At 52.7% G+C, this 25422-nt stretch carries 25 protein-coding genes and 1 tRNA gene; 16 read left to right on the forward strand and 10 right to left on the reverse strand.

Translation table 11 applies throughout. From position 1 onward, the window contains the following. Window positions 1–207: 207 nt before the first annotated feature. From LX66_RS05505 to recQ, 3 genes are all read right to left on the reverse strand, one after another. A tRNA-Phe gene (locus LX66_RS05505) sits at window positions 208–280 on the reverse strand. Between the two features lie 70 nt (window positions 281–350). After that, window positions 351–1124 (reverse strand): DUF3050 domain-containing protein, encoded by a 774-nt coding sequence (locus tag LX66_RS05510; RefSeq protein ID WP_145710876.1) that lies wholly within the window; start codon window positions 1122–1124, stop codon window positions 351–353. Between the two features lie 15 nt (window positions 1125–1139). Then, on the reverse strand, window positions 1140–3338 hold the full coding sequence (gene recQ, locus LX66_RS05515; RefSeq protein ID WP_145710877.1) for a DNA helicase RecQ: 2199 nt from the start codon (window positions 3336–3338) through the stop codon (window positions 1140–1142). Window positions 3339–3489: 151 nt separating this feature from the next. On the opposite strand from recQ, the gene LX66_RS05520 reads away from it, so the two are divergent. Genes LX66_RS05520 through LX66_RS05530 form a run of 3 tightly spaced genes read left to right on the forward strand, consistent with a single transcriptional unit; the run spans window position 3490 to window position 6695 of the window. Continuing rightward, window positions 3490–4464: a KpsF/GutQ family sugar-phosphate isomerase gene (locus tag LX66_RS05520; RefSeq protein WP_145710878.1), complete on the forward strand. Its 975-nt coding sequence runs from the start codon at window positions 3490–3492 to the stop codon at window positions 4462–4464. 12 nt (window positions 4465–4476) lie between these two features. After that, window positions 4477–5559, forward strand: a complete 1083-nt coding sequence (locus tag LX66_RS05525) for a mannose-1-phosphate guanylyltransferase (RefSeq protein ID WP_170232343.1) — start codon at window positions 4477–4479, stop codon at window positions 5557–5559. Further along, complete coding sequence (locus LX66_RS05530) at window positions 5559–6695, forward strand: methionine aminotransferase (protein ID WP_145710880.1); 1137 nt, start codon at window positions 5559–5561, stop codon at window positions 6693–6695. Before LX66_RS05525 ends, LX66_RS05530 begins: the two co-directional genes overlap by 1 nt. A gap of 91 nt (window positions 6696–6786) precedes the next feature. Here LX66_RS05530 and LX66_RS05535 read toward each other — a convergent pair whose 3' ends face one another. From LX66_RS05535 to LX66_RS05545, 3 genes are all read right to left on the reverse strand, one after another. Then, window positions 6787–7467 carry a carbonic anhydrase family protein gene (locus tag LX66_RS05535; RefSeq protein WP_145710881.1) on the reverse strand — a complete coding sequence of 227 codons (681 nt, stop codon included), beginning with the start codon at window positions 7465–7467 and terminating at the stop codon, window positions 6787–6789. 36 nt (window positions 7468–7503) lie between these two features. Further along, window positions 7504–9153 carry a SulP family inorganic anion transporter gene (locus LX66_RS05540; RefSeq protein WP_145710882.1) on the reverse strand — a complete coding sequence of 550 codons (1650 nt, stop codon included), beginning with the start codon at window positions 9151–9153 and terminating at the stop codon, window positions 7504–7506. 221 nt (window positions 9154–9374) lie between these two features. Further along, the gene (locus tag LX66_RS05545) at window positions 9375–9665 is read right to left on the reverse strand and encodes a hypothetical protein (RefSeq protein WP_145710883.1); all 291 of its coding nucleotides are present in this window, start codon (window positions 9663–9665) and stop codon (window positions 9375–9377) included. A gap of 296 nt (window positions 9666–9961) precedes the next feature. Between LX66_RS05545 and LX66_RS05550 the strand changes: the two genes are divergently transcribed. The 4 genes from LX66_RS05550 (at window position 9962) to LX66_RS05565 (ending at window position 15449) form a co-directional block, all read left to right on the forward strand. Beyond that, the gene (locus LX66_RS05550) at window positions 9962–10300 is read left to right on the forward strand and encodes a PadR family transcriptional regulator (protein ID WP_145710884.1); all 339 of its coding nucleotides are present in this window, start codon (window positions 9962–9964) and stop codon (window positions 10298–10300) included. A 61-nt stretch (window positions 10301–10361) separates the two neighbouring features. Further along, the gene (locus LX66_RS05555; protein WP_145710885.1) at window positions 10362–12182 is read left to right on the forward strand and encodes a PspC domain-containing protein; all 1821 of its coding nucleotides are present in this window, start codon (window positions 10362–10364) and stop codon (window positions 12180–12182) included. A 155-nt stretch (window positions 12183–12337) separates the two neighbouring features. After that, window positions 12338–14476: a ferrous iron transport protein B gene (gene feoB, locus LX66_RS05560; RefSeq protein WP_145710886.1), complete on the forward strand. Its 2139-nt coding sequence runs from the start codon at window positions 12338–12340 to the stop codon at window positions 14474–14476. A gap of 37 nt (window positions 14477–14513) precedes the next feature. Beyond that, entirely contained in the window at window positions 14514–15449 is a 936-nt protein-coding gene (locus LX66_RS05565; protein ID WP_145710887.1) for a M20/M25/M40 family metallo-hydrolase, read from the forward strand. A 60-nt stretch (window positions 15450–15509) separates the two neighbouring features. Here the strand turns inward: LX66_RS05565 and LX66_RS05570 are convergent, their stop codons facing one another. Together LX66_RS05570 and LX66_RS05575 are read right to left on the reverse strand one after the other, a co-directional pair. Then, a complete protein-coding gene (locus LX66_RS05570; protein ID WP_145710888.1) occupies window positions 15510–16988 on the reverse strand; it encodes a S41 family peptidase in 1479 nt (492 codons plus the stop codon). Between the two features lie 138 nt (window positions 16989–17126). After that, on the reverse strand, window positions 17127–17741 hold the full coding sequence (locus LX66_RS05575; protein WP_145710889.1) for a DUF922 domain-containing protein: 615 nt from the start codon (window positions 17739–17741) through the stop codon (window positions 17127–17129). A gap of 82 nt (window positions 17742–17823) precedes the next feature. Between LX66_RS05575 and paaA the strand changes: the two genes are divergently transcribed. From paaA to nadD, 5 genes are all read left to right on the forward strand, one after another. Beyond that, window positions 17824–18822 carry a 1,2-phenylacetyl-CoA epoxidase subunit PaaA gene (gene paaA / locus LX66_RS05580; RefSeq protein WP_145710890.1) on the forward strand — a complete coding sequence of 333 codons (999 nt, stop codon included), beginning with the start codon at window positions 17824–17826 and terminating at the stop codon, window positions 18820–18822. Between the two features lie 18 nt (window positions 18823–18840). Next, the gene (locus LX66_RS05585; RefSeq protein WP_145710891.1) at window positions 18841–19230 is read left to right on the forward strand and encodes a 1,2-phenylacetyl-CoA epoxidase subunit B; all 390 of its coding nucleotides are present in this window, start codon (window positions 18841–18843) and stop codon (window positions 19228–19230) included. Between the two features lie 25 nt (window positions 19231–19255). Then, window positions 19256–20014: a 1,2-phenylacetyl-CoA epoxidase subunit PaaC gene (gene paaC / locus LX66_RS05590; RefSeq protein WP_145710892.1), complete on the forward strand. Its 759-nt coding sequence runs from the start codon at window positions 19256–19258 to the stop codon at window positions 20012–20014. Between the two features lie 17 nt (window positions 20015–20031). Beyond that, entirely contained in the window at window positions 20032–20523 is a 492-nt protein-coding gene (gene paaD / locus LX66_RS05595) for a 1,2-phenylacetyl-CoA epoxidase subunit PaaD (RefSeq protein WP_145710893.1), read from the forward strand. Between the two features lie 141 nt (window positions 20524–20664). Continuing rightward, entirely contained in the window at window positions 20665–21234 is a 570-nt protein-coding gene (nadD, locus tag LX66_RS05600) for a nicotinate (nicotinamide) nucleotide adenylyltransferase (RefSeq protein ID WP_145710894.1), read from the forward strand. Window positions 21235–21237: 3 nt separating this feature from the next. Here the strand turns inward: nadD and LX66_RS05605 are convergent, their stop codons facing one another. Next, a complete protein-coding gene (locus tag LX66_RS05605; protein ID WP_145710895.1) occupies window positions 21238–22293 on the reverse strand; it encodes an AI-2E family transporter in 1056 nt (351 codons plus the stop codon). A 179-nt stretch (window positions 22294–22472) separates the two neighbouring features. Between LX66_RS05605 and LX66_RS05610 the strand changes: the two genes are divergently transcribed. Genes LX66_RS05610 through LX66_RS05620 form a run of 3 tightly spaced genes read left to right on the forward strand, consistent with a single transcriptional unit; the run spans window position 22473 to window position 23492 of the window. Then, window positions 22473–22667 (forward strand): YtxH domain-containing protein, encoded by a 195-nt coding sequence (locus LX66_RS05610; RefSeq protein WP_145710896.1) that lies wholly within the window; start codon window positions 22473–22475, stop codon window positions 22665–22667. Window positions 22668–22693: 26 nt separating this feature from the next. Beyond that, window positions 22694–23077, forward strand: a complete 384-nt coding sequence (locus tag LX66_RS05615) for a hypothetical protein (RefSeq protein WP_145710897.1) — start codon at window positions 22694–22696, stop codon at window positions 23075–23077. 10 nt (window positions 23078–23087) lie between these two features. Next, window positions 23088–23492: a hypothetical protein gene (locus tag LX66_RS05620; protein WP_145710898.1), complete on the forward strand. Its 405-nt coding sequence runs from the start codon at window positions 23088–23090 to the stop codon at window positions 23490–23492. Window positions 23493–23506: 14 nt separating this feature from the next. Here the strand turns inward: LX66_RS05620 and LX66_RS05625 are convergent, their stop codons facing one another. Then, a complete protein-coding gene (locus LX66_RS05625; protein WP_145710899.1) occupies window positions 23507–24532 on the reverse strand; it encodes an SPASM domain-containing protein in 1026 nt (341 codons plus the stop codon). Between the two features lie 160 nt (window positions 24533–24692). On the opposite strand from LX66_RS05625, the gene LX66_RS05630 reads away from it, so the two are divergent. After that, window positions 24693–25421: a glycoside hydrolase family 25 protein gene (locus tag LX66_RS05630; RefSeq protein WP_244620303.1), complete on the forward strand. Its 729-nt coding sequence runs from the start codon at window positions 24693–24695 to the stop codon at window positions 25419–25421. Window position 25422: the final 1 nt, after the last annotated feature.

Here is a 25422-nt window from a genome sequence, read left to right on the forward strand (position 1 = left end):
CTAGCTGAACCGGACTTTTCCTTCGTCGCGGAATTTCTGCAAGGTGATCTTGCTGGTAATGCGGAGTTTGCGCATCGCTTCCTCGGGGCAGGGGCGTTTTGGTTGCATAAATTACAAAGAAAATTTCGGACGGATGGGGTCGGGTCAAAATGTTGTACCCAAAAGAAAAGGGCTTGAGCCTTTCCGCTCAAACCCTTTTCTGTTCCGTGGTGTGGGGCGGGATCGAACCGCCGACACAAGGATTTTCAGTCCTTTGCTCTACCGACTGAGCTACCGCACCATCCTGTTCCTTCTTGTGAAGGGAGTGCAAAGATAATATTTTTCGATTCTAATTTCCAAATATTATTGGATCAAATTCTTACAGGTGAGGCTGTTGCCTGCAGGACTCCATCCCATAACAACAGGCGCTTTTCCAATGCCTCTTTGGCCGCCTGCGCAGCTTCCCGCCATTTGTCCGCATCCTTGCCGCAGAGCTCTTCCACCATCTGCATGCCTAAATGGCTGTGATGATCGCCGTCCACCTCGATATGCCGTTCCAGGTAGTATTTAAAAACACTGATCTGCCCCGGAAACTGCCGGTCCAGGTCGCTTACCAGCGCCAGGAACATGTCCGGGATCAGGTCCTCGCGGCCAAAAGTAAAAACAGCCGCCTGTACATGCACTGGTGTGTGGTGGATCAGCTCAAAGGTGTATTGCATAAAAGCACGGGCCGCCGGGGGAATAGAGGCCGTTTGCAATACTTCGGCTATTGGTTGGCCGGCTTGCAGCGCCAGCAGGCAGGCTTGCATAGGCCCGGTATCGGCGCCCGCCTGTGTCATGGCCTGCAGGTACAGCTCAAAATGGCTGGCCCGGCTGCCGTCCGGCGCCAGGTCGCTTTCCTCCCCGGTTACAATCTCGTTGATCAGGAAACGGGTAGCGGCGCTGCCCTGCGGCACCCAGGGAATGGCGGTACAGGTAAGCCGGGCCTGTAAGGATTTCAGGAGGGACATGAAGTCCCACACGGCAAAAACATGGTATTGCATAAACACCCGTACATCCTCCATATGCTGCATACGGCGGTATAACGGGTGCTGTATGATCTTTTCGCGGACAGGCGCGATGGTATCCCTGATCTGTGCTATCATATCAAATGCCGGGCTTTAGTTGCCATATTCTACCAGGAACTTGATGCGCATCAGCTTCAGTTGTTCTATGGTATAGTCGCTTTCTATCAGTTCTTCCCGTGCCAGTGCCAGGCTGGAGGTTTCACAACCTTTGAAGTATTCGATGATCTCATCCTGGGCATAGTCATCCAGCTCTTCATCAATACAGTAATCCAGGTTCAGCTTGGTGCCGCTGGCCACAATGGTTTCCATGGCGTCCAGCAGGTCGGCCATGCTCAGCTCCTTGTTCCTGGCAATGGTTTCCAGCGGCATTTTCTTATCGATATTCTGGATAATGAACACCTTCAGCCCGCTCTTGTTCACCACGCTTTTCATCACAAAATCGTCCGGCTTTACAATGTCATTCTCCTGCACATATTTGGAGATCAGCTCTATGAACTGCTTACCATAACGGATGGCTTTACCTTTGCTGACCCCCTGTATCTTTTCCAGCTCCTGGATGGTAGTGGGGTACTGGGTAGCCATATCCTCCAGGGAGGTTTCCAGGAATATCACAAAAGGCGGCAGGTTCTTTTCTTTGGACACTTTCTTGCGCAGCTCCTTCAGCATTTCAAACAGCGCCGGGTCTGCAGAGGCCTGGGCTTCTGCCAGCACCTCATCATCATCACCGCCCTCTTCATCAAACTGGTGGTTGAGGGACACCATGATGGAGTAAGGCTTTTTCAGGAACTTGGCGCCTTTGTCCGTCATTTTCAGCAGGCCATATTCCTCTATATCCTTTTCTATCAGGCCTTCCAGCATCATCTGGCGGATCAGGGAGTTCCAGAAATGCGCGTCAAACTCTTTGCCTTCCCCGAATACGGGCAACTGGTGGTGGCGGTAGGTAGTGATCTGCGGGTTGGTTTTGCCAGTGATGATATTTACCACGTATTCCGCCCCAAAGCGCTCTTCCAGGGCCTTTATGGTTTTCAGCACTATCACCACGCGGTTCTTTACCTCTATCTTTTCCTTGGGGTTGCGGCAGTTATCGCAGTTGCCGCAGTTCTCCCGGTCCAGCTTTTCTCCGAAGTAATGCAGTATCACTTTGCGGCGGCACACGGAGCTTTCCGCATAAGCCACGGTTTCATTGATCAGTTGTGCGCCCATTTCCCGCTCGCTCAGCGGCTTGTCTCGCATCAGGTGCTCCAGTTTCTGCACGTCCTTGTGGCTGTAAAAGCACAGGCAGATGCCTTCCAGGCCATCCCTGCCGGCGCGGCCGGTTTCCTGGTAGTAATTTTCCAGGCTCTTGGGAATATTGTAGTGGATCACAAAGCGCACATCCGGCTTGTCGATGCCCATGCCAAAAGCGATGGTGGCTACGATCACCTCCACCTCTTCCAGCAGGAACATATCCTGCCGCTGGGCGCGCGTATTGGCGTCCAGGCCGGCGTGATAAGCCACAGCCCTGATATTGTTGGCCATCAGCATATCCGCCAGCTCCTCGGTGGTTTTGCGGTTCAGGGTGTAAATGATGCCGCTTTTACCCTTATGCTGGTGAATGAACTTGACGATCTCGCGGATGGTCTGGTCCTTTTTGCGCTTGGGCCTTATCTCGTAATAAAGATTGGGACGGTTAAAGGAGGAGATGTATATCTGCGGGTCCCGCAGCCCCAGGTTCTTCACAATATCGCTCTGCACCTTGGGCGTAGCGGTGGCCGTCAATGCAATAATAGGCAGGCCGGCATTGATCTGCTCTATCATCTCCTTCAGGCGACGGTATTCCGGGCGGAAGTCATGCCCCCATTCAGAAATACAGTGGGCTTCGTCTACCGCGATAAACGAGATCTCCAGGTCCCGGAAAAAATCCAGGTTCTCCTGTTTGGTGAGCGTTTCCGGCGCTACATACAGCAGCTTTGTTTTGCCGCTCAGCAGGTCCGTACGTACTTTCTTTATTTGTGCTTTAGATAAGGTGGAATTTAAAAAGTGGGCTACATTGTCCTTACTGCTGTAAGAGCGTACCAGGTCCACCTGGTTCTTCATCAATGCAATAAGGGGAGAAACAATGAGCGCGCATCCAGGACTGATCAGGGCTGGTAACTGGTAACATAAGGACTTCCCTCCGCCAGTTGGCATTATTACAAAAGTATCTTTCCCCGAAAGAATGCTTTTTATGATGATCTCCTGGTTCCCTTTAAAGGAATCGAACCCAAAGTGTTCGTGTAATGCATCTAACAAACTTACCTTTACAACGGCCATTGCATTCAAGATTTAACTTAATATCTGTACTCTAAAGAACTAATGGATTAGCTTTAATGCTTATATGATTTTTAGGGGACACGAAGTTACTTAAAAAACCGCTGAATTACAATAGAATTTATATAAACTGAGGTAAATTTGTGCCGCCAGCATGAAAAAGACAACAGCTATTAACATTAGTGAGACCGCCAAACGGACCCTTCAGGTAGAAGCCGCTGCTATCAATGGTTTACAGCAGTTTATAGACCATGACTTTGAGCAGGCGGTGGAGATCATCGCCAGGTGTGCCGGCCGGCTGGTAGTAACGGGCATCGGCAAAAGCGCCATTATTGGCCAGAAGATCGTGGCCACGCTGAATTCCACGGGCACGCCGGCCCTTTTTATGCATGCGGCAGACGCTATCCACGGCGACCTGGGCATGATACAGCAGGATGATGTAGTGATGTGCATTTCCAAAAGCGGCAGCTCCCCGGAAATAAAGGTGCTGGTACCGCTGGTAAAGAGCTTTGGCAACCCGCTGATAGCCATGGTAGGCAATACCAGCTCTTACCTGGCCCGGGAGGCCACCCTGGTGCTGAATACCACCGTTACCCAGGAGGCCTGCCCCAATAACCTGGCGCCTACCACCAGCACCACGGCCCAACTGGCCATGGGCGATGCCCTGGCGGTATGCCTGATAGAATGGCATGGCTTTACCGCGGCGGATTTTGCGAAATTCCACCCCGGCGGCACATTGGGTAAAAAGCTGTACCTCAAGGTGGGTGACCTGAGCCGGCATCATCAAGCGCCGCGCGTGCACCTCCACAGCCCTTTACAGGAAGTGATACTGGAAATATCCTCCAAGATGCTGGGCGTTACCGCCGTGCTGGATGAGCAGGAGCAGCTAAGCGGCATCATTACCGACGGGGACCTGCGCCGCATGCTGGAAAAGAATATCGCCACCGATACCGTGACCGCAAAAGATATCATGTCCACGCATCCCAAGGTGATACAGAAGGACGAACTGGCTATTAACGCGCTGGAAAAAATGCGGCAGCATGACATTACCCAGCTACTGGTTCTGGAAGATAAGCGCTATATTGGCATCATTCATTTACACGACCTTATCAGGGAAGGAATTATTTGAGCAATGACACAAATGAACAGGCATTTTTATGTGGCCATTATGGCCGGAGGTATTGGCAGCCGTTTCTGGCCTTACAGCCGCACAGATCATCCCAAGCAGTTCCTGGATATCCTGAATACAGGTAAAACCCTCCTGCAATGGACCTATGAGCGGTTTGCACAGTTCATTCCCAGGGAGAACATCTACGTGGTGACCCACCAGCACTACGAGAGGAAAGTGCAGGAGCAACTGGCGGAACTGCCCGTAGCGAACATTGTATGCGAGCCTTCCCGCAAAAACACGGCTCCCTGCATTGCTTATATCTCCTACAAGATACACCAGCAGGACCCCGGGGCCAGCATGATCTGTGCGCCTGCGGACCACCTCATCATGGATACCACCGCATTTACGGCCGCCTGCCTCAATGCGCTGCTGTTTGTACAAAAGCACAGCGCCCTGCTTACGCTGGGCATAAAGCCTACCCGCCCGGATACCGGCTACGGGTACATCCAGTACGAAACGCAGCAGGTGGCGGATAATGTATACCAGGTAAAGACCTTTACGGAAAAGCCGAACCTGGAGCTGGCCAAAACATTCCTGCAAAGCGGCGATTTCCTCTGGAATGCCGGCATCTTTGTATGGAACGTAAAGACCATACTGGCCGCATTTAAAAAGTACCTCCCGGAAATAGACGAGCTGTTTGAACAGGGCCGTGAATCCCTCAACACGGCCACAGAGCGGGAGCTGATAGATGCTATCTACCCGCAATGCACCAATATCTCCATTGATTACGGCATTATGGAAAAGGCGGACAACGTGTACGTTATTCCCTCCAACTTTGGCTGGAGCGACCTGGGCACCTGGGCCTCCGCATACGAGCACCTGGAAAAGGATTACCTGGGCAATGCCGTACAGGGCAAGAACGTAGTAGTGATAGACGCCACTAAGTGCATGATAAAAGCGCCGAATGAAAAGCTGGTAGTGCTGCAGGGCCTGGACGAGTTCATTGTTATAGACACCAGCGATGTGCTGCTGGTATGCAGGAAGGAGAACGAGCAGCAGATCAAGGAGTATGTAGCGGAGGTAAAACGTAATAAAGGGGAAAAATATCTTTGATGCATTCCAAGCTTCCGCACGTAGGCACTACTATCTTCACAGTGATGTCTGCCCTGGCAGCCACGCATAAAGCCATTAATCTTTCACAGGGCTTCCCGGATTTTGACTGCCATGAGCACCTGAAGGAGCTGGTAAGCGCCGCCATGCGCGCCGGCCATAACCAATATGCGCCCATGCCGGGCATTATGCCGCTGCGGGAAGCCATTGCACAGAAGATACAGGCATTATATGGCCGGGATATACACCCGGATACGGAAATTACCATCACGCCCGGTGGCACCTATGCTATTTTCACGGCCATTGCCACCTGCATACGCCCCGGCGATGAGGTGATCATATTTGAGCCGGCTTATGACAGTTATGTGCCCAATGTGCTGGTAAACGGCGGCACGCCTGTGCTGGTGCCGCTTACCTTCCCGGATTACCGGATCAACTGGGAGCTGGTGCGCAGCAAGATAACGCCCCGCACCCGCATGATCCTGCTGAATACGCCGCATAACCCCACCGGCAGCATCTTAACGGCGGCAGACCTGGAGGAGCTGGAACGGCTGGTGGCCGCGCACCAACTGCTGGTGCTGAGCGATGAGGTGTATGAGCACCTGGTGTTTGACGGGGAGCCGCATTTAAGCCTGCTGCGGTATCCTGCGCTGTTCCGGCACAGTTTTGTTACTTTCTCCTTTGGCAAGGTATTCCATAATACCGGCTGGAAAATGGGCTATTGCGTGGCCCCGGCCCATTTGATGCAGGAATACCGCAAGGTGCACCAATATCTTTGTTTTTCCGTGAATACCCCCATGCAGTACGGCCTGGCAAAATTCCTCGAAACGCCGGAGCATTACCTTTCCCTCGCGGCTTTTTACCAGGAAAAAAGGGATTACTTCCTGGAGCTGATGGCCGGCACCCGTTTTACCCCGCTGCCCTGTAAAGGCAGCTATTTCCAGGTAATGGATTACAGCCGTATATCCGATGAAAGCGACAAGGATTTTGCCATCCGTATTACCAAGGCATTTGGCGTAGCCAGTATACCGGTATCCGCTTTTTACCAGCAGGGCCAGGACGACCATGTGGTGAGGTGCTGTTTTGCAAAGAAGCGGGAAACGCTGGAACAGGCGGCGGAGCGGCTGCGGAAAGTATAAAAGAAAAAGCCATCTTCAAAAATGAAGACGGCTCTCCTTGTGTATTATTACGAGCAGTACGATTTCGCGAACCATACCTGCCTGCCGGCGCTTAACCGGCGGTAGCAGGCTCCGTTTGCGGCTGACCTATTTTACCCAGCACCAGGGTATGGTCCAGGAAGGTCACCACGCCGGTCACCACATCATATACCGCGCCAATGATCCCTACTTCACCATCCAGTATCATATCCCGCAGGATGCTGCTTTGCTCCATTACGGCCTGTACAGAGCGTTCCGTATGCAGGCGGGTAACGGCATCTACAAAAGCAGGGTTGCTGGAATTCCTGTTTTCGGTAATGGTTTTTTCTGCGTACACAGCAGGCGTAATTTTATTGAGCAGGGCGGTCAGGTTGCCCAACTCTACGCGGTCACAGGCGCCCTTGATAGCGCCGCACTTGGTATGGCCCAGCACCACGATGAATTTGGATCCGGCCACTTTACAGGCATATTCCAGGCTACCCAGCACATTGTCCGATATAATAGCGCCTGCCAGGCGGATGCTGAAAATATCGCCCAGGCCCTGGTCAAAGATCATCTCTGCGGAGGTGCGGGAGTCCATGCAGCTCACAATAGCCGCCATGGGCCATTGTCCGTCGGAGGTGTCATTTACCTGCTGCAGGAGGTTGCGGTTAATGCGCAGGTTGTCTACAAAGCGGGTATTGCCCAACTTCAGCAGTTCCAGTGCCTGCTGTGGAGTGATGTTTGCTTGTGCTGCTTTATCTAATGTTTTCATAATGCCGGTTTAATTAAGTCTTTAATTAAAATACGTTTAGTTCAGTTGCAATTCTTTCATCAGTTGCTCGTGATCCCCGGAGGAAACGATGCGTACATGGCTTTCTGCGGCGTCTTGCGAAAGAACGCCGTCATGCTTTGTGTTCGTAATCTTGTACACGTCCTTAAAGCCGGTCAGCACTACGTTGATATTCTTTTGCGGCGCTTTCACGTCCTTGAATTCCCGTATGATCTCCAGTACGTCATGATCTATGTACACGGTTTTGCTGGCGTCTATCACCACCGCGCTGCTTTCGGGCATATGATCCAGGGTAAGCAGGATGCTGGCTTTGTTCAGGAAAGATACTTCCTGCGCCAGTTCCAGCCGGATGGTATCGCCGGTATGGTACTGCTCTTTACGGAAGTAGTAAGGACTTTTCATGTTGCCCCGCAGGATGGCGATCACGCTCACGGCCATACCCAGTGCAATACCCACCAGCAGGTCAGTAAGCACAATGGCTACCACGGTCACCAGGAAAGGCACCCACTGGTACTTGCCCTTGCTGAACATTTCCTTGAAAATGGAGATCTTACAGAGCTTGTAGCCGGTTACCAGCAGCACGGCAGCCAGGGTGGCCAGCGGTATTTTATTCAGCAGTCCCGGTATCAGGGCCGCGCATAACAGCAGTAATGCGCCATGGGTAATGGAGGCCAGCCTGGTGCGCCCGCCGGCATTGATGTTGGCAGAGGAGCGCACAATTACAGAGGTAATGGGCAGGCCGCCAATCAGGCCGCTCACCATGTTGCCGATACCCTGTGCGCGCAGTTCCCGGTTGGGGGATGCATTACGTTTCAGCGGGTCCAGCTTTTCTGTGGCTTCCACGTTCAGCAGGGTTTCTACAGAGGCCACAATGGCAATGGTGACGCCTACTATCCACACCTCTTTATTGGCCAGCGCGCTGAAGTTGGGGAAGGTGAACTGGCCCAGGAAGTCCCCGAAGCTTGCTGCGGTAGGCAGGGTTACCAGGTGGCTCTGCGCCAGGGCCAGGCTGCTGCCGGTGCTGATGAACAGCGCGTTGAGCAGGCCGCCTACAATAACGGCTACCAGCGCTGCGGGTACGGCGCCCAGCTTGGGTATTTTATTCCAGTAAAGGAGAATGCCGATGGAGAGCAGCGTAATCAGCGTGGCGCCCAGGTGAATATGGTTGAGGCTAGACAGCAATGCGCTGAAGCTATTGTCGCCATCTACCTGTACAAAGGCAAAATCCCCTTCCAGGTTTTTGTCATAGCCAAAAGCATGTGGTATCTGCTTCAGGATGATAATAATACCAATGGCGGCCAGCATGCCTTTGATTACATTGGAGGGGAAATAATTGGCTACAGTGCCTGCCTTGATAAGGCCCAGCACTAATTGCAGCGCGCCGCCGATAAACACGGCCACCAGGAACACATCAAAGGCGCCCAGCTTGGTGATAGCGGTCAGTACTACCGCCGTAAGGCCGGCCGCAGGACCGCTTACGCTCAGGTTGGAGCCGCTCAGCGCCCCTATTACCAGACCGCCAATAATGCCGGAGATCATACCTGCAAATAAGGGGGCGCCCGATGCCAGGGCAATGCCCAGGCACAGGGGAACTGCTATAAGGAAAACCACCAGTCCGGCGGACAGGTCGCCCTTCACGTTTGAGAATAAAGGAGTTTGCTTGCTCATAATCACAAAGGATTTTAACTGTTAAACAGACATCACAGGATGTATCTGCGCGATCGCGAACGTGAACACAGGTATGCGTCTCATCAATGCTATGATTCATAACAGTGGAGGCATACACGTATTCCCGAAGGACCGGAATAAATCAATCAGTAAATAGAATAGAAAAAAACACAGGCAATGCTACACTACAGTAATGGTGTAACATTTAAATAAGGGTTTGCCTAACAGTTGGGTGGAGGCGCATGAATTTCGCGGGCAGGACCATTGGGAATGTCCTCGAAAAGCTGGTACATCAGGATGTTCAGGTCCAGCTCCGGCCCGGATTTAAGGCCGTCGGCCATATGCTTATAATACTTAAGCTCTTTTGCGAGCTTAATGGTATCACCGCCGCAGCCGTCTACCGGATGTTCCTCCACGATCTGATTATTGAACAGCAACTTGCCCATCTCCTTGATCGGGAGAAGCTGTGTGCCCATAAGCACCAGGAACAGGATGCTGATAATCTTCTTCATATGGAGGTTTATCCGTAACAAAAGTAATTAACCAAGTTTATACTTTGAAAATACAAAATTTAAAAAAATGTTAAAAGGGAATAGGCTGTTTTTTATCCCGGTATAATACCGTTCATCAAATGTTTTGGGCACCCGAAAACCAGGCTGAATACACCGGATTGAGCCATAGTGGCCCATCAGACCCACTTATCCGGGTAATGTTCAAAGCAAGTTATTTTGCTTTGTATGGTATTGTGTATTGCATAGTAGTAAATTTTACCTATTTTTGTGTTGTAAAGTTAAAAAGCTCACTTGCCATGAATATAGATAACACACAATCACAGATGCGGAAAGGCGTGCTGGAATTTTGCATTCTTTCCATCATCAAGCAAGGAGAAGCTTATCCTTCAGACATTATTGAAAAAATGAAAGAGGCGAAGCTGGACATCCTGGAGGGCACCCTGTATCCCTTATTAACACGCTTGAAGAACGCAGAACTGCTCACTTACCGCTGGGTAGAAAGCAGCTCCGGCCCACCGCGCAAGTATTTTACGCTCACCGAAAAAGGCGACGCCTTTTATAAGGAGCTGGAAACGACCTGGAACGAGCTGGCTAATGCGGTCCATCAGTTAACACAGAACAATTCCATCCACTAAACTTATAACCTGAAACCTGAAATAACAGCCCCCGCTGTTGAAAATCAAAACCGTACGTAAGATGAAAAAGATTATTAACATAAACCTCGCCAGTCGCCTGATACCCATAGAGGATAGTGCCTATGAGATATTGCGGCAATACCTGGAAAGCCTGAAGCGCTACTTTGCCAGGGAAGACGGGGCCGATGAAATTGTAGGCGATATAGAAAGCCGGATAGCAGAAATATTCCAGGACAAATTGAAAAAAGGCGCTCACTGCATTACCGATGAGGATGTGGAAGCCGTTAAAACCTCCATGGGCACCCCCGAGCAATTGGATGAAGATGGTACCCGGGAAAATGCACGGACCACCACGGAGCAGCCGGGTGCCATGCCCCGCCCGCGTAAGCGCCTGTACCGCGACCCGGACAATAAAGTGCTGGGCGGCGTATGTAGCGGCCTGGGCGCTTACCTGAACGTGGACCCCGTAGTGTTCCGCATCATTTTTGCCCTGCTGGCCATCGGCGGCTTCGGCACCGGCATACTGGTATACTTCATATTATGGATTGCTACCCCGGAAGCTAATACCGCAGCGGAAAAGCTGGAAATGCGGGGCGAAAGGGTGGACCTGAACAACATCCGCGCTACCGTGCAGGACGAGATCAATGCCCTGAAAGGACAGTTTAAGCATGTGGGGGACGATATGCGAAATTTTTCGCAGGGCCGCGGAAGGCAGGTAGGTAGTGATATTGAGCGGATCTTCCGCAACTTTATCACCTTCCTGGGGAAAGTGCTGTTGTTCATCACCAAAGGGTTCTTTTACTTCCTGGCAGTTGTAATACTGTTTAGCCTTATCGTGGCCGGTATTGCCATCGCTGCCTCTTCCGCGGCCCTGTTCCCGCTTAAAAGCCTGTTGCTGGCCACTCCCATGCAGAACATGCTGTTCTGGCCGGCTGTTATCTTCCTGCTGGGCATCCCGGTAGTAGCGCTGATCATATTCCTGATCCGCAAGCTCACCGGTATAAACCAGACCAACCGCTACGTAGGATATACCCTGAGCTTCCTGTGGGTGATAGGCCTGATCTGTGCCATCTGGGTGATCGTATCCGTGGCCCGGGACTTCCGGACCAGCTACCGGGAAAGGGACGCTTTTGCCCTGCAGCAGCCCGGCAAGGGAAAGCTGATCATCAAAAAGACCGAAGATGTGGTGGAAATGGAGGAGCTGGACTTCTTTGAAGGCGGCCTGCGGGTAACGGACGATACGGCCATCATTGACAATATCCGCGTAAAAATAGAAAGAAGCGCCACGGACAGCTTCGAGGTGGAGGTGATCCGCAGCTCCCGCGGCCGCACGGTGGCCCGTGCCAAGGCGCTGGCCCGCCAGATAGAGTTTCAGCTCAGCCAGCAGGACTCCATGCTGTACCTGCCGGCCGGCATCAGCATACCGCGCAATTCCAGCTTCCGCGAGCAGCGCGTGACCGTAGTGGTAAAAGTGCCTGTAGGAAAGCGTATAGAAGTGGACCCGGATGCCTACCACCACTATCACTTTATCCGCGACTGGAAAGAGGACTGGTGGGATGAGTGGGACGAATGGGACCGGGATCATGATGGCCCCGTGGAGCTGAAAATGACCATCGACGGCCTGGATAATATCCGCATTGAGAAGATCAGGGAGGAGCAGCGCAAAGCGGACCAGCCTGCAAAAGATTCCGTACAGGACCACTACCGCTACCGTTACCAGCAGGAGAACCGCCAGGAGCGCCGCGATACGCCGGCCCGTGAGCAGGAGGCCCCGGCTGCTACCGGCCAGGCCAGCGTAACCGCCCGGCTGGAGCAATTGGAGATGCCGGACATAGAAAGCGCTTCCATGGTGCTCTATAGTGTTTACAATATGTTAAAATAGACATTTTCAATCATCACAATAAGTTCAATAGTTAACGAGATGAAACGTATACCACGGTATCTACCGTGGTTGCTTTTTTTCCCGATCCGATCATTACCCTGACCTTTATTTATATAGCTTTGCATATTTCAAACTTTCGACGACAAGGATAAGGAATGCAGGCTACGATAAACGCATCAATAAATATTGCGCTGGTTGGGAATCCGAATAGTGGAAAAAGTTCCCTTTTTAATGCATTAACGGGTTTAAACCAGAAGGTAAGTAATTTTCCGGGTGTAACGGTTGATAAGAAAACAGGTATCAGCAGCATATCCGGCGCCCTGCAGGCCAATATTATAGACCTTCCCGGCACCTACAGCCTCTATCCCAAAAGCGCCGACGAGTTTGTGACCTACGATGTGCTGGTAAACCCCCAGGGGAAAGACCACCCGGATATGATCCTGATCATTGCCGACGCCTCCAACCTGAAACGCAACCTCCTGTTCTGCTCCCAGATCATAGATCTGAAAATACCCGTGATCATCGCCCTCACCATGATGGACATTGCCCGCAAAAAGGGCGTGGAAATAGACCTGGCCGGCCTGGAGCGGGAGCTGGGCGTGCCCGTAGTGGCCATTAACCCCCGCCGGAACAAGGGGATCGCCGAACTGAAAAAGAATGTAGACCTCGTGGCCCGGGAGCATTTCCGGCAGCCTGCCCGCGATTTTGTGGACAGCCATGCCATGGCTCCCGAGGTAGTGGACGAAATAAAAAAGTACGTGCCGGTGCGCAGCGATTATGCCGCCCTGCATATAGCGGTGAACAACGATGAGCTGCATTTCCTGAACGGCGGGCAGAAGCTGGCCGTGAAGAACGCCCTGCAGGAGCACCGCTTCAACAAGACCAAGGTGCAGGCGGATGAGATCATGCAGCGCTATGCCCGCATCAAGCACATTATGAAGGCGGCGGTGGTGGAAACGGATCCCCTGCAGAAACAGTTGCAGACCGAGAAACTGGACAACATCCTGCTGCACCGCTTCTGGGGCTACGTGATCCTCATGGCGGTGCTGTTCCTGCTGTTCCAGAGCATTTTCTGGCTGGCCGCTTACCCCATGGATGCCATAGAGGCCGGCTTTGGCGCGCTAAGCGGCTGGCTCACCGATGTGCTGCCGGACAATAAGCTGAGCGATATACTGATCAACGGCCTGCTGGCCGGCATCAGCGGCATTGCCGTGTTCATACCGCAGATCATGATCCTGTTCGGGCTCATTACCGTGCTGGAAGATACCGGCTACATGGCCCGCATCAGCTTTTTAACGGACCGGCTGATGCGGCAGGTAGGGCTGAACGGGAAATCCGTGATGCCGCTGATCAGCGGCGTGGCCTGTGCCGTACCGGCCATTATGGCCACCCGCAGTATTGAGAACCGCAAGGAGCGGCTGATCACCATCCTGGTAACCCCGCTGATGAGCTGCTCCGCCCGGCTGCCCATTTATACCATTATGATCGCGCTGGTGATACCGGACCGCAATGTGCTGGGCTTTTTAAGCCTGCAGGGCCTGGTGATGATGGGCCTGTACCTGCTGGGCTTTTTTATGGCCCTGCTGATAGCGGCTGTGCTGAAGTGGTTTGTATCCATTAAGGAGAAAAGCTATTTCATTATGGAGCTGCCGGTGTACCGGGCGCCCCGCTGGAAGAATGTAGGCACCACCATGCTGGAAAAGGCCAGAATATTTGTGATGGACGCGGGTAAGGTGATCATGGTGATCTCCATTATCCTGTGGTTCCTGGCTTCCTATGGTCCCGGCGGCCGGATGGACGCCGTGCACGCCAAATATGAGCCACTGATAGCCAATGCCGCTCCTGCACAGCAGCAAGAGCTGGACAGGGCCTACCAGTCTGAAAAGCTGGCCAATTCCTACGCCGGTATCCTGGGCCATGCCATAGAGCCGGCCATCCGCCCGCTGGGTTTTGACTGGAAGATCGGTATTGCGCTGATCACCTCTTTTGCTGCCCGGGAAGTATTTGTAGGCACCATGGCTACCCTGTACAGCGTAGGGGAAAGCGACGAAGATAATGACGCTACCCTGCGCGAAAAAATGTCGGCGGCAGTACGGGCAGACGGCACCCCGGTATATACCCTGGCCACCGGCCTGTCCCTCATGCTGTTCTACGCCTTTGCCATGCAGTGCATGAGCACCCTGGCCATTGTAAAGCGGGAAACCAAGTCCTGGAAAATGCCGGTCATACAGTTGATTTACATGACCTGCCTCGCCTACGTCTGCAGTTTGATCGCATACCAGCTTTTTACATAATTAGGGGTTATATTGCAGGGTAACCTAAACAGTTGGTATGAACAAAAGATTATACCTGGCCGCGCTTTGCCTGTTAACCGGCCTCACAGCCGCGGCTCAACAGCCAATAGATTCCCTGCAACTGCTGAAAGATATCCGCACCCTGAGCGACGATAAATACGAGGGCCGTAAAACGGGCACCCGGGGCAACCGCATGGCCCAGTTCTATATACTGGACCGCTTTAAGCAGGCCGGTTTACAGCCTTTCCATGGCTCATATGAATATCCCTTCTATTTTATGGAGGGCGAAAAGCGCATTATGGGCACTAACCTGTATGGTTATATTAAAGGCAAAACCGACGATGTTATCGTGGTGACGGCCCATTATGACCACCTGGGCACCAGGGGCCAGGCGGGCGCCGACAGTATTTACAACGGCGCGGACGATAATGCTTCCGGTACCGCCGCCTTACTGGCCCTGGTCAAACATTACCGGCAGCATCAGCCGCAGCACACCCTCATTTTTGCCGCCCTGGATGGCGAGGAAGAAGGATTGCAGGGCGCAAAGGCATTTGTGCAGCAGCCTCCCGTACCGCTGGACCGCATCAGGCTCAATATCAATATGGATATGGTAAGCCGGAACGAAAAGCAGGAGCTGTATGTATGCGGCACCCATCCCTACCCGGAGCTAAAGCCCTATGTTACCCGGGCTGCAACCGGCAGCCGTATACAACTGCTGACGGGCCACGACCGGCCGGAGGATGGCAGCCAGAACTGGACCACGCAAAGCGACCATTACCAGTTCCATAAGAAAGGCATTCCCTTCCTGTATTTTGGCGTGGAGGACCATGCGGATTACCACCGTGTGAGCGATGAGTTTGAGCATATTGACCCCGCGTTCTATTACGCCGCCGTGCAGCGCATACAAGCGGTGCTGGATCAACTGGATAAGAATTATAGTGGCAAGCGGGCGCGCTCTAAAGTGGTCTATTAAAACGAGTGCCATCCGCCTGAGACGGATGGCACTCGTAGCGTTATATTATACCGGGCCGGCTTATCTGAGCCTGCTGCGCCGGGTTTCTATCATCCCCTTAAAATGCAGGTCCGGCATAGGATTGCGGTTCATTAACTTCCGCAGGCTTTCCGTGCCGGGCGCTCTCCGTCCCAGCTCGCTTTCCGGGATGCCCAGCGCCCGCAGGGCCCTGCGCAGGTATATTTCGCTGGTGCTGCCCCAGTCTTTAGAATAATCTTCATACCGTTCATTATCCGCTACCGGCGCATCTGTGGGGAACATGCCGTCGAAATAATCCCCATTGTTCTGCGCATTCTTGGACCAGATGGACACGGCATACATATCGTAACCGCCGATGGTAATACCCACGAAACCTACCGGCTTGCCATAAGTGGTATCGCCCACCAGTTCTACATTCATGTAAGGCTGCAGTATATTGATCACCAGCTCGCTGGCGGAGGCAGTGGAGTAGGAGCCGATGAATGCCACGCTGGAAATGTCCAGGCTTTTCTGTTTGTCAAAATAAAAATCGGGATTATCTACCCAGTCGTCAAACACATCGCCCCAGGAAAGGTTGTAGCCCGGTACTTTTTTGTTGGCGAGATACCTGCTGTACTGGTGGTTGGTAAGGTCGGCGTTAAACGTTTCCTTGTACATCAGGGTGGTCTTGCCCGAACCTACAGCGGCCGGGGCAATCAGGTTGGCCAGGTACTCGGCTGTTTCTACGGAGCCGCCGCCGTTGTAGCGGAAATCCACTACCAGGTCCGTGATCCCGTCGCTGATAAACTTGTCGAAAGCCGCGTCGATCTTTGGCTGCGCCTTATCCAGCGCGATGAAGGTATTGAACACGAGGTAGCCCACTTTCCGGCTGCCCAGGTTCAGCGTGCTGTAGTGCAGTACGGGATTGATATTGTAAGAGGCGGTGTTTAAAGTGACCGTCGTGCTGTTGCCATCCGGTTTTTTTAGCGTGAGTGTCACGTTGTCGCTGTAGTAAACGGCGTTTCTGATCCGCGTTACATTAACGCCCTGCGATCCATCATAGGTCAGGTTACTGTTCCCGTTGATGGCCGTGATCTGCCAGGTGCGGCGGATGCCCTGCTGGTAGGCCGGGGAGCCTTCGTATACATAAATAACGCGGAGGTCATTCGCCGTATTATAGTCTATCTCCAGCCCGAAATCGCCGGCAATGCCTTCGCCTATCTCGCCGGCCACGGCGCCATTGTCCAGGAAGCCGTACTTATCCATATATTCGCCCCGGGCATTGCGCTTATAGGAGATCAGCGCATTGAACATGTCATTGAGGTTGGAATAGCTGTTGGGCTTAAAGGTGGCAGAGTCGGGGATCACGTCGTTCCATAGGTATTCATCCTTGAAAATGAAGTACATAGAATCGTTGACAGTAGGTTTACCCGTATCGTCGGTGATCGGTGTGATATCCGGGCCATGGTCCTTTTTACAGGCGCCCAGGATAAACAGGCATATGGCAGCGGCCCACGCTGTTTTACGGCAGATAGTAAACATAAATAGTTTTTATAAGGGACTAAATTTAATTTAAATAAACCGTTTCTTCTAAGATACGTGTTGCGGCTGCCAAAAGTTGCGCAGCTACCCCCCACAGGCCGGATCGCATCGTCCAATAAGGGCAAAATGTCTGCCAGTTTAGGGCGTTGTGCCGGCGGCTTTCAGCTCCCGGGCCACCCGGTCTGTCCATTGCTGCTGCACGGCGGCATTGGCGCCATGCCGGGTTTCTTCGTCAAAGGCCTCCTGCAGGCGGTTCATTTCCCGGAAAGATTCCAGGTATTCATATTGTATCATGCTGTCATAGTCGTCGCGGGTAAGGGGCAGGGCCAGTATCTTTTGCCGGAACCGCTGCGCCACCAGGCAGGTAATATCAAAATGCAGTTGCTCATGGGCCAGGCTGTAGGCGTCCCGGTTGCCGGCCCTTACCCAGGAAGCGCTCCGCACAAAAAATACCTGCAGGGTAAGGGTAATGCGCAAGGTATCCTTGTACAGCCGGCTCCCCCCTTCATAGGCAAAGCTGGTATAGGCCACGGCAGCGCTGGGCCCCCGCATGGAGGGCGTGCCCCGGAAATCGGACCAGCGGAGCTTGCGGGTGGGATAAAAAAGGGTATCGGAAGCAGGATCGTCCGGCGGGCCGGCCATTTTAAACGCCACCTGCACCACGGTAGAACCCTGCGCTGCCGGCGGCACTGCATGCTTCATCCCCCCGGCGGGCCACAACAGGAAAAATATGCTCCATACTGGCAATAACATCACCTATAAAGTTAATGTAAAACGATTTGCCGCCCGTACGCCTAAAAATCGTAATTTACAAGTGAACCAAAACAATCGCCCTATGTACGGTGGCGGATATATATTCGATGAGCCCAACAGAAAGCAGTTGCGCGAAGAACAACTGCATGACGACCCTGAAAAGCTGGCCGCTTTTGAAGATCGTATTACCAAAGGAGAAAAGATAGAACCCGGCGACTGGATGCCTGCCGAATACCGCCGGCAACTGATCCGCCTCATAGAGCAGCATGCCCATTCCGAGATAATAGGCGCATTGCCGGAAGGCACCTGGATCACCCGTGCGCCCGGTTTCAAGCGCAAGCTGGCCCTGATAGCCAAAGTGCAGGACGAGGTAGGGCACGGGCAATTACTGTACAATGCCGCCGAAACACTGGGAAAGACCCGCGAAGCCATGATCAACGACCTGCTGAGCGGCAAGTCCAAATACTCCAACGTATTCAATTACCCGGCCATGACCTGGGCCGATGTAACCGTGATCGGTTTCCTGATAGATGCGGCGGCCATTGTAAACCAGGTAGCCAATTCAAAAGGTTCCTACGGGCCTTATTGCCGGGCGCTGGAGCGCATTTGTTATGAAGAGAGCTTTCACCTGAAGCAGGGCCATGATGCGCTGATAGAGCTGGCTACCGGTACGCCCGTGCAAAAAGCCATGCTGCAGGATGCCCTGAACCGCTGGTGGCAGCCCATTATGCACTTTTTTGGCCCGCCGGACAAGGCATCCCACCATTCCGAAAAGCTGATGCAGTGGAAAGTGAAAATGGCCAGCAACGACGATATGCGCAACCAGTTCCTGGATACTTATGTGCCCAAGATATGGGAGCTGGGCCTTAGCCTGCCGGACCCGCTGCTGCGCAAAAACACCGGCACCGGCCGCTGGGAATATTCGGACCCGGACTGGGACCTGTTCTTTAAGGTGATCAACGGCGGCGGCCCCTGTAACCAGGAAAGGCTGCAGGTGCGCAAGTGGGCGGAAACAGAAGGCCGCTGGGTACGGAAAGCATTGATGAACAACACGGAAAGAAAGGCCATGCCGGTAGCATGATAAAAAAAAGCTGAACAAATGACCAACCCATCATACGATCCTCGCGTAAACCGCCTGAAGCTGGGCCATGCGGACGATCCTGTAAAAATAGAAGAAGGAGAGAACTGGAATATCTACGAAGTATTTCACCAGGAAAAACGGGGGGCGCACCATGAGCATGTAGGCTGTGTACATGCGCCCAACCCGCAGTTGGCCCTGGTATTTGCCAAGGAACAGTTTGGCCGCCGTAAAAAATGCGTGAACCTGTGGGTGGTGCGCAGCGCGGACATCCTCGCCTTTGACCTGGAAGATGAAGACATGTTTGCCGGCAATTTGGAAAAAACCTACCGGGATGCCAGCGGGTTCAAAGTAATGGAAAAGATCAACAAGGTAAAAGGCGCCGCCAAACAGGCGCCCGGCAAAGCATAACATTCTAAAACAAGACCCACGCGCAATGAACCAGCAAGCGATCAGCGATCTTATTACCAAAATGGCCGATGACGAATTGGTCCTGGGCCACCGCAACTCCGAGTGGACAGGGCTGGGGCCTGTTATGGAAGAGGACATCGCCTTTTCTTCCATGGCGCAGGACCAGATAGGCCATGCCCTGGCCTTATACCGCATACAGGAGGAGCACATGGGAGGCCCTGACCCGGACGCCTTTGCTTTCCTGCGCCCGGCAGCGGAATTTAAATGCTGCCACCTGGTGGAAATGCCCATCGGCTCCTATGACTTCAGCCTGATGCGGCACTTCCTGTTTGACCATGCGGAGGCCGTGCGCTATGAGAGCCTGCTGCAGAGCGAATTTGCACCTCTACAGCAACTGGCCCGGAAGTTAAAGGGAGAGCTGAAGTACCATACCCTGCATGCAGATGCGTGGATACTGCAACTGGGCAGGGCAGGCGGTGAAAGCTACGAGCGTATGCAGGCCGCGCTGGATACCTGCTTCCCGCTGGCCTGCGGCATTTTTGAGCCCGGCGAGGCGGATCAGGCGCTGATCAACGATAATATATACCCGGGAGAAAAAGTATTATATGAAAGATGGCTGGATAATATTTACCGGGTACTGGTAAAAGCATCGCTTAATATGCCGGACCCGGCGGCTATTACGCCCGCCTATGGCGGCAGGTATGGGCAGCATACGCCGCACCTGCAGCCGCTGCTGGAGGAAATGGGAGCGGTGTTGCGCCTGGACCCGGCAGCCAGGTGGTAAGCCACCCCTTATATACCATGACAGCAGATCATACCATAGCAAATATTTACGCTGCGCTGGAGCAGGTGATGGACCCGGAGATACCGGTACTAAGCGTGCTGGACCTGGGCATGATCACCGCCGTAACCATAGAAGACGATACCGCGCATATAAAGATGATACCCACCTTTGCCGCCTGCCCGGCCATAAACTTTATACAGCAGCGCATACAGGAAGCAGTCGCCGGCGCTACCGGTATGCCCGTGCGCGTTACCATTGACAAGGAGGCGCACTGGCACAGCAAGCGCCTTTCTGAAGCGGCCAAAGAAAAGCTGCGCAACTTTGGCATTGCGCCGCCCGGCATCCACGAAGGCGAGCTGCGCGCGGAAATGCTGATGAATACGCCCTGCCCGCATTGCGGCAGCAAGAACACATACCTGCGTTCCCCCTTTGGCGCTACGCTATGCCGCGCCGTTCATTATTGCAAGGACTGCGGGATGGTGTTTGAGCAGTTCAAACCAGTGGGGTAGAAAATACCAAATCCCAAAATCCAAATCCCAAATTCCAAAAATGTATGCCGGGCGCCGGTAACCTTGTACTATTCCGGTTATCAGGCGATTGCCGCCAATTTGGGATTTGGATTTTGGGATTTGGTATTTTACCTTTAGGCCATGAAGATTGGCTTGTATTTCGGGTCCTTTAATCCTATACATACCGGACATCTCATCATTGCTAACTATGTAGCCTACAATACGGACCTTGATAAAGTATGGCTGGTAGTCTCCCCGCAAAACCCGCTGAAACCTTCTTCCACCCTGCTGAATGAGCATCACCGGTTTCACCTGGCAGAACTGGCTGTAGAAGGCGCTTCCCGGCTCAGGGCCAGCAATATTGAGTTTTCCTTACCCCGTCCGTCCTATACCATTGATACGCTTACCTACCTTACGGAAAAATTTCCCACGCAGGAGTTTGCCATTATCATGGGCAGCGACAGTTTTCAGAACCTTCCCCGCTGGAAGAATTATGAGCAACTGATCAAACATTATCCCATCTATGTGTACAAGCGGCCGGGGCATGAGGTAACAGACACTTATGGCGCCCGTGTGGAGATACTGGAAGCCCCGCTGCTGGATATTTCCTCTACCAGCATACGGCAGTGGATACAGGAAGGCAAGTCTATCCGCTACCTGGTGCCGGATAATGTGGCAGCCTATATCCTGGAGAACAATTATTATAAATAGCTTTTAGCCTTTAGTGCCCGGCTCTGTTTTTACCACCTTTACCTCGCGCTTTTTCACCAGGTATTCATTGGAGTATATCTTCAGCAGGAGAATGAACATGGAGATGAGCAGCGGGCCAAAGATGAGGCCAATAAAGCCGAACAAGCTTACGCCCACGATAACGCCGAATACGGTGATCAGCGGATGCACATTGCCGATCTTCTTCGCCGCCATAAACCGGAAAATGTTATCCGAAGCGCCTACTACGGCAAAGCCATAGATCAGCACTCCAACGCCCTGCCAGGTTTGCCCGTCCGCTATCAGGTAAACGCCCAGCGGCACGTATACCGCGGCCGCCCCTACAATGGGCAGCATGGAAGTAAAGCAGGTCACCACGAACCAGAACATGGGCTGCGGCACCCGGAAAATGAAATAGCCGATAAGCGCTACCACCCCCTGTACAAAGGCGATCAGGGGGATGCCCACTGCATTGGCGATCACCATTCTTTTCAGCTCGCTGCCCAACTGTACCACGTTCTCATCTTTCAGCGGAATGTAGGAATACAGGCCGGATTCCATTTCCCGGGCGTACACCAGCATATAGTACAGCACGAAGTACATGATGGCGATGGCCGTTACCGTATTGAACGTAGCGCCTACGAAGGTGGGCAGGAAATTGGCGATCGCTTCCTGGAAGCGCTGCAGCCGCGCTTCTGTGAGCACATTAAAGCCGGTAGCCTGCTGCAACCGGTTGTTAACCGTTTCAATACCTTGTATCAATTGTGAGGAATGCTTTACGGCATACCGGGCTTTAGCGGTGAGCAAATTTATGAGCAGGCCGAAGGGCAGCAGGATAATGATAAAGGAAAGGACCATGAGCACGGCGGCGGCGGCGCTTTTTTTCCAATTGCGCTCCTCCACCAGGTGCAGCATCCATTTGCGGCAGACGATATAAAGGGTAACGGCGCCGAGAAAACCGGGGAAAAGGCTATACAGCTCGGAGAAAAGCAGCACGCCCCATGCAATGATGAGGAGAAGGAAAAAGACCTGCTTGATACGGTCGTTGTCTATGTAGCTCATAAATGGTTTGTGGTAATGGTCGCCGCCAAACCTACCTAATTTTCCATGAATGACAAAAAGCGCTATTTTTGAAGTGCCATTCGGCCAATTCAGCAGGCAACAGAATTGTGGAATAATGTTTGTACCCCTAATTTGCCCTGTTTAAGGTATTTAAATGTTTCATCTAAAATACATGCACTATGAGTAACAGTTCAAAAGCAGTTGTTTCATTTATTGTTGGCGCCGCTGTAGGGGTGGCCGTAGGATATTTCCTGAACTCCGACAAAAAAGACGAGCTGGTAGATAAGCTGAAATACCAGACAGACCGACTGAAAGACCGCTTCAAAAAGAGGAAAGAGCATTTTGAGGATGCCATTGAAAACGAACTGGCATAAGCCCCTTCTGCATTAAACCCATTTGCATGGAAGAAAATTTCAGCAATTATTTTGACCAAACCGGCAAGGTGGCCAGGGAATACCTGGAAACCCGTCTGGACCTCGTCAAACTACAGGCAGCAGGAAAGCTATCAAAGGCTTTGGGCCTTTTTTTTTCTATAACAATGGCTTTCCTGCTGTTCTTTTTCGTGATCGTGTTCCTGGGCATGGTAGTAGGCTTCTGGATAGGAGAGATGACCGGTAGTTTTACGATCGGTTTTTCCTGCGCGGCAGGGCTTTTTGTACTCCTGCTGGTTGTGCTGCTGGTGTTTCGCAAAAGCCTGATCCAGCGGCCGCTGTCCAACCTGCTGATCGCCGAAATGGTGGAAGAGATGGAGGAGCGGGAACAGGAAACTCCGTTAAATGATTAAATAGTTACACATGCAAAAGGTGAAGGTCACCAATGCCCATACGCTGGAACAGGAAATAGCCCGGCTGAAGAAGCGCAGCCGGGAGCTGGAACTGGAGCTGGCAGGCCGGGTAGACTATTTCAAGGGCAATTACGGTAAAATGGCCATTAACTCGGTTATTCCCGGCGCGGCCTCCGGCCAGCACAAAGGCTGGTTCAATATAGGCATGCGCATAGCCGGCATTGCCTGGCAAAGCGGCAATGTCAAAACATTTGCCACCAGGGCCCTGATGACTATCCTTGAATTTGTAGGCGTAAGACTGGGCATTAACCTCTTTAACCAGTACCAGCAACAACGCAGGAAGAAACGGGCCCGTAAAAAGGCGGAAAGAAGAAAAGCCCGTATGGACGAGAGTAATTCCCAGGAGGAATATTAATATAACCGGCACCGTTAGCCCCACACTTTGGTGCCCTCGCTGCAGTTAGCGCAAATGTCAATGTTCTTGCGCCCTTCCATGATCTGGGTACGGAAGCGGACATATTGTTCATTAAACCATAGCTCCCTGAAGGACTGTTGCTTCAGGTCGCCCAGCTTATGCTGTGCATCCTTGTCAAAGCAGCAGGGTGCCACCAGCCCGTCCCAGGTAATGACCGGTGAATGCCACAGGCGCCAGCAGTGGTTGCCCAGCTTGTTCTTGATGCTGTAGGTGCCGTCCTCGTTGCGGTGGTAGCGGCTGTATTTGTCAATGGTAGGTATCAGGCGGTTGCCCTCCTCATAATCATATACCTGCGCGGTTTTAAAACGCACCTCGTCCACCCCGATCTCCTTTGCCAGTTTTTTAATGTCTTCGATCTGGTGCTCGTTAGGCTTTACCACCAGGAACTGGAAGAACACGAACGGCTTTTTAGACTTCAATTCCTTCTTCCATTTCACGATGTTCTTTGCGCCCTGTATCACTTTTTCCAGGTTGCCGCCTACCCGGTATTGCGTGTATACATCCTGGGTAGTGCCGTCTATGGATATGATCAGCCTGTCCAGTCCGCTTTCCACGGTTTTACGGGCATTGGCATCCGTGAGGTAATGCGCATTGGTGGAGGTGGCGGTGTACAGCCCCTTTTCGCCGGCATACTTTACCATATCCAGGAAGCCGGGGTTCAGGTAGGGCTCGCCCTGGAAATAGAAGATCAGGTATAGCAGGTCCCGGGAGATCTCGTCAATGGTTTTCCTGAAAAAATCCTGCTGCAGCATGCCGGTAGGGCGCGTAAACGCACGGAGGCCGCTGGGGCATTCCGGGCAGCGCAGGTTGCAGGAAGTGGTAGGCTCAAAGGAAAGGGAGATGGGATATCCCCATTGCACGGGCCTGCCGGTCCACTTGCTCAGGAAGTAGCTGCCCAGCACCTTGCCTGCGTTCCAGGCGCGGCGCGGTGTGAATTTGGAAAAAAGGTTCAGCGTATCATTCAGGTTAAAATCCGGCATGGCTCAGCTACTTTGTGTGTAAAAATAAGACAACTGCGAATGTAATAGTAATAAAATATTGCGGTATACTTGTACCTCAGCAGTAAGGGAATACCATGATCAACTGCTGAAAACCGGCAACTGTATTAGTAAAATGAGGATCAAAAAAACGGGATGTTTATTGCTTGTACTGGTATTGGCGGCCTTGATGATGCTGGCCTGGCTGTGGTGGCGGCAGCGCCGGCAGGAGCTCAGCTTTGTGCGGTACGAGGAGTTTGGCATAGATATGCCGGTGAGCTATTCAGTACATGGTATCGACGTGTCTAAATTCCAGCAGCAGATCAACTGGGAGGCGGTAAAGCAGATGCAGGTGGCCAATATACGTATATCCTTCGCCTTTATAAAAGCTACCGAAGGCATTACCCGGCAGGATGCGGCTTTCAGGCGCAACTGGCGGAAGGCCAAACAGGCGGGGCTGGTACGGGGCGCTTACCACTTCTTTTATGCCACCCGCGATCCCGTCAAGCAGGCCATTAACTTCCGCAACATGGTGGAGCTGGAATCCGGCGACCTGCCGCCGGTGCTGGACATCGAGATGCATAATAACCAGCCGGCAGCGGTGATCAGGAGCACGGCCAAAATATGGCTGGAGGAAATGGAAAAGGCATACGGTGTAAAGCCCATTATTTACACCAACCTGCGATTCTATAATACGTATCTTGGCGATGAGTTCAGGGAGTACCCGCTGTGGATAGCCCACTACTACCAGAAGAAGAGGCCGCGGATAGACCGGGAATGGGTGTTCTGGCAGCATAGCGACATCGGCCGGGTGAATGGCATAAAAACGATCGTGGACTTTAACGTTTTCAGGGGCGACAGTGCGGCGCTGATGAAATTATGCCTGCCCTGAC

Origin of the sequence: Chitinophaga japonensis, from assembly GCF_007830125.1 — a bacterium.
Classification (GTDB): Bacteria; Bacteroidota; Bacteroidia; order Chitinophagales; family Chitinophagaceae; genus Chitinophaga; species Chitinophaga japonensis.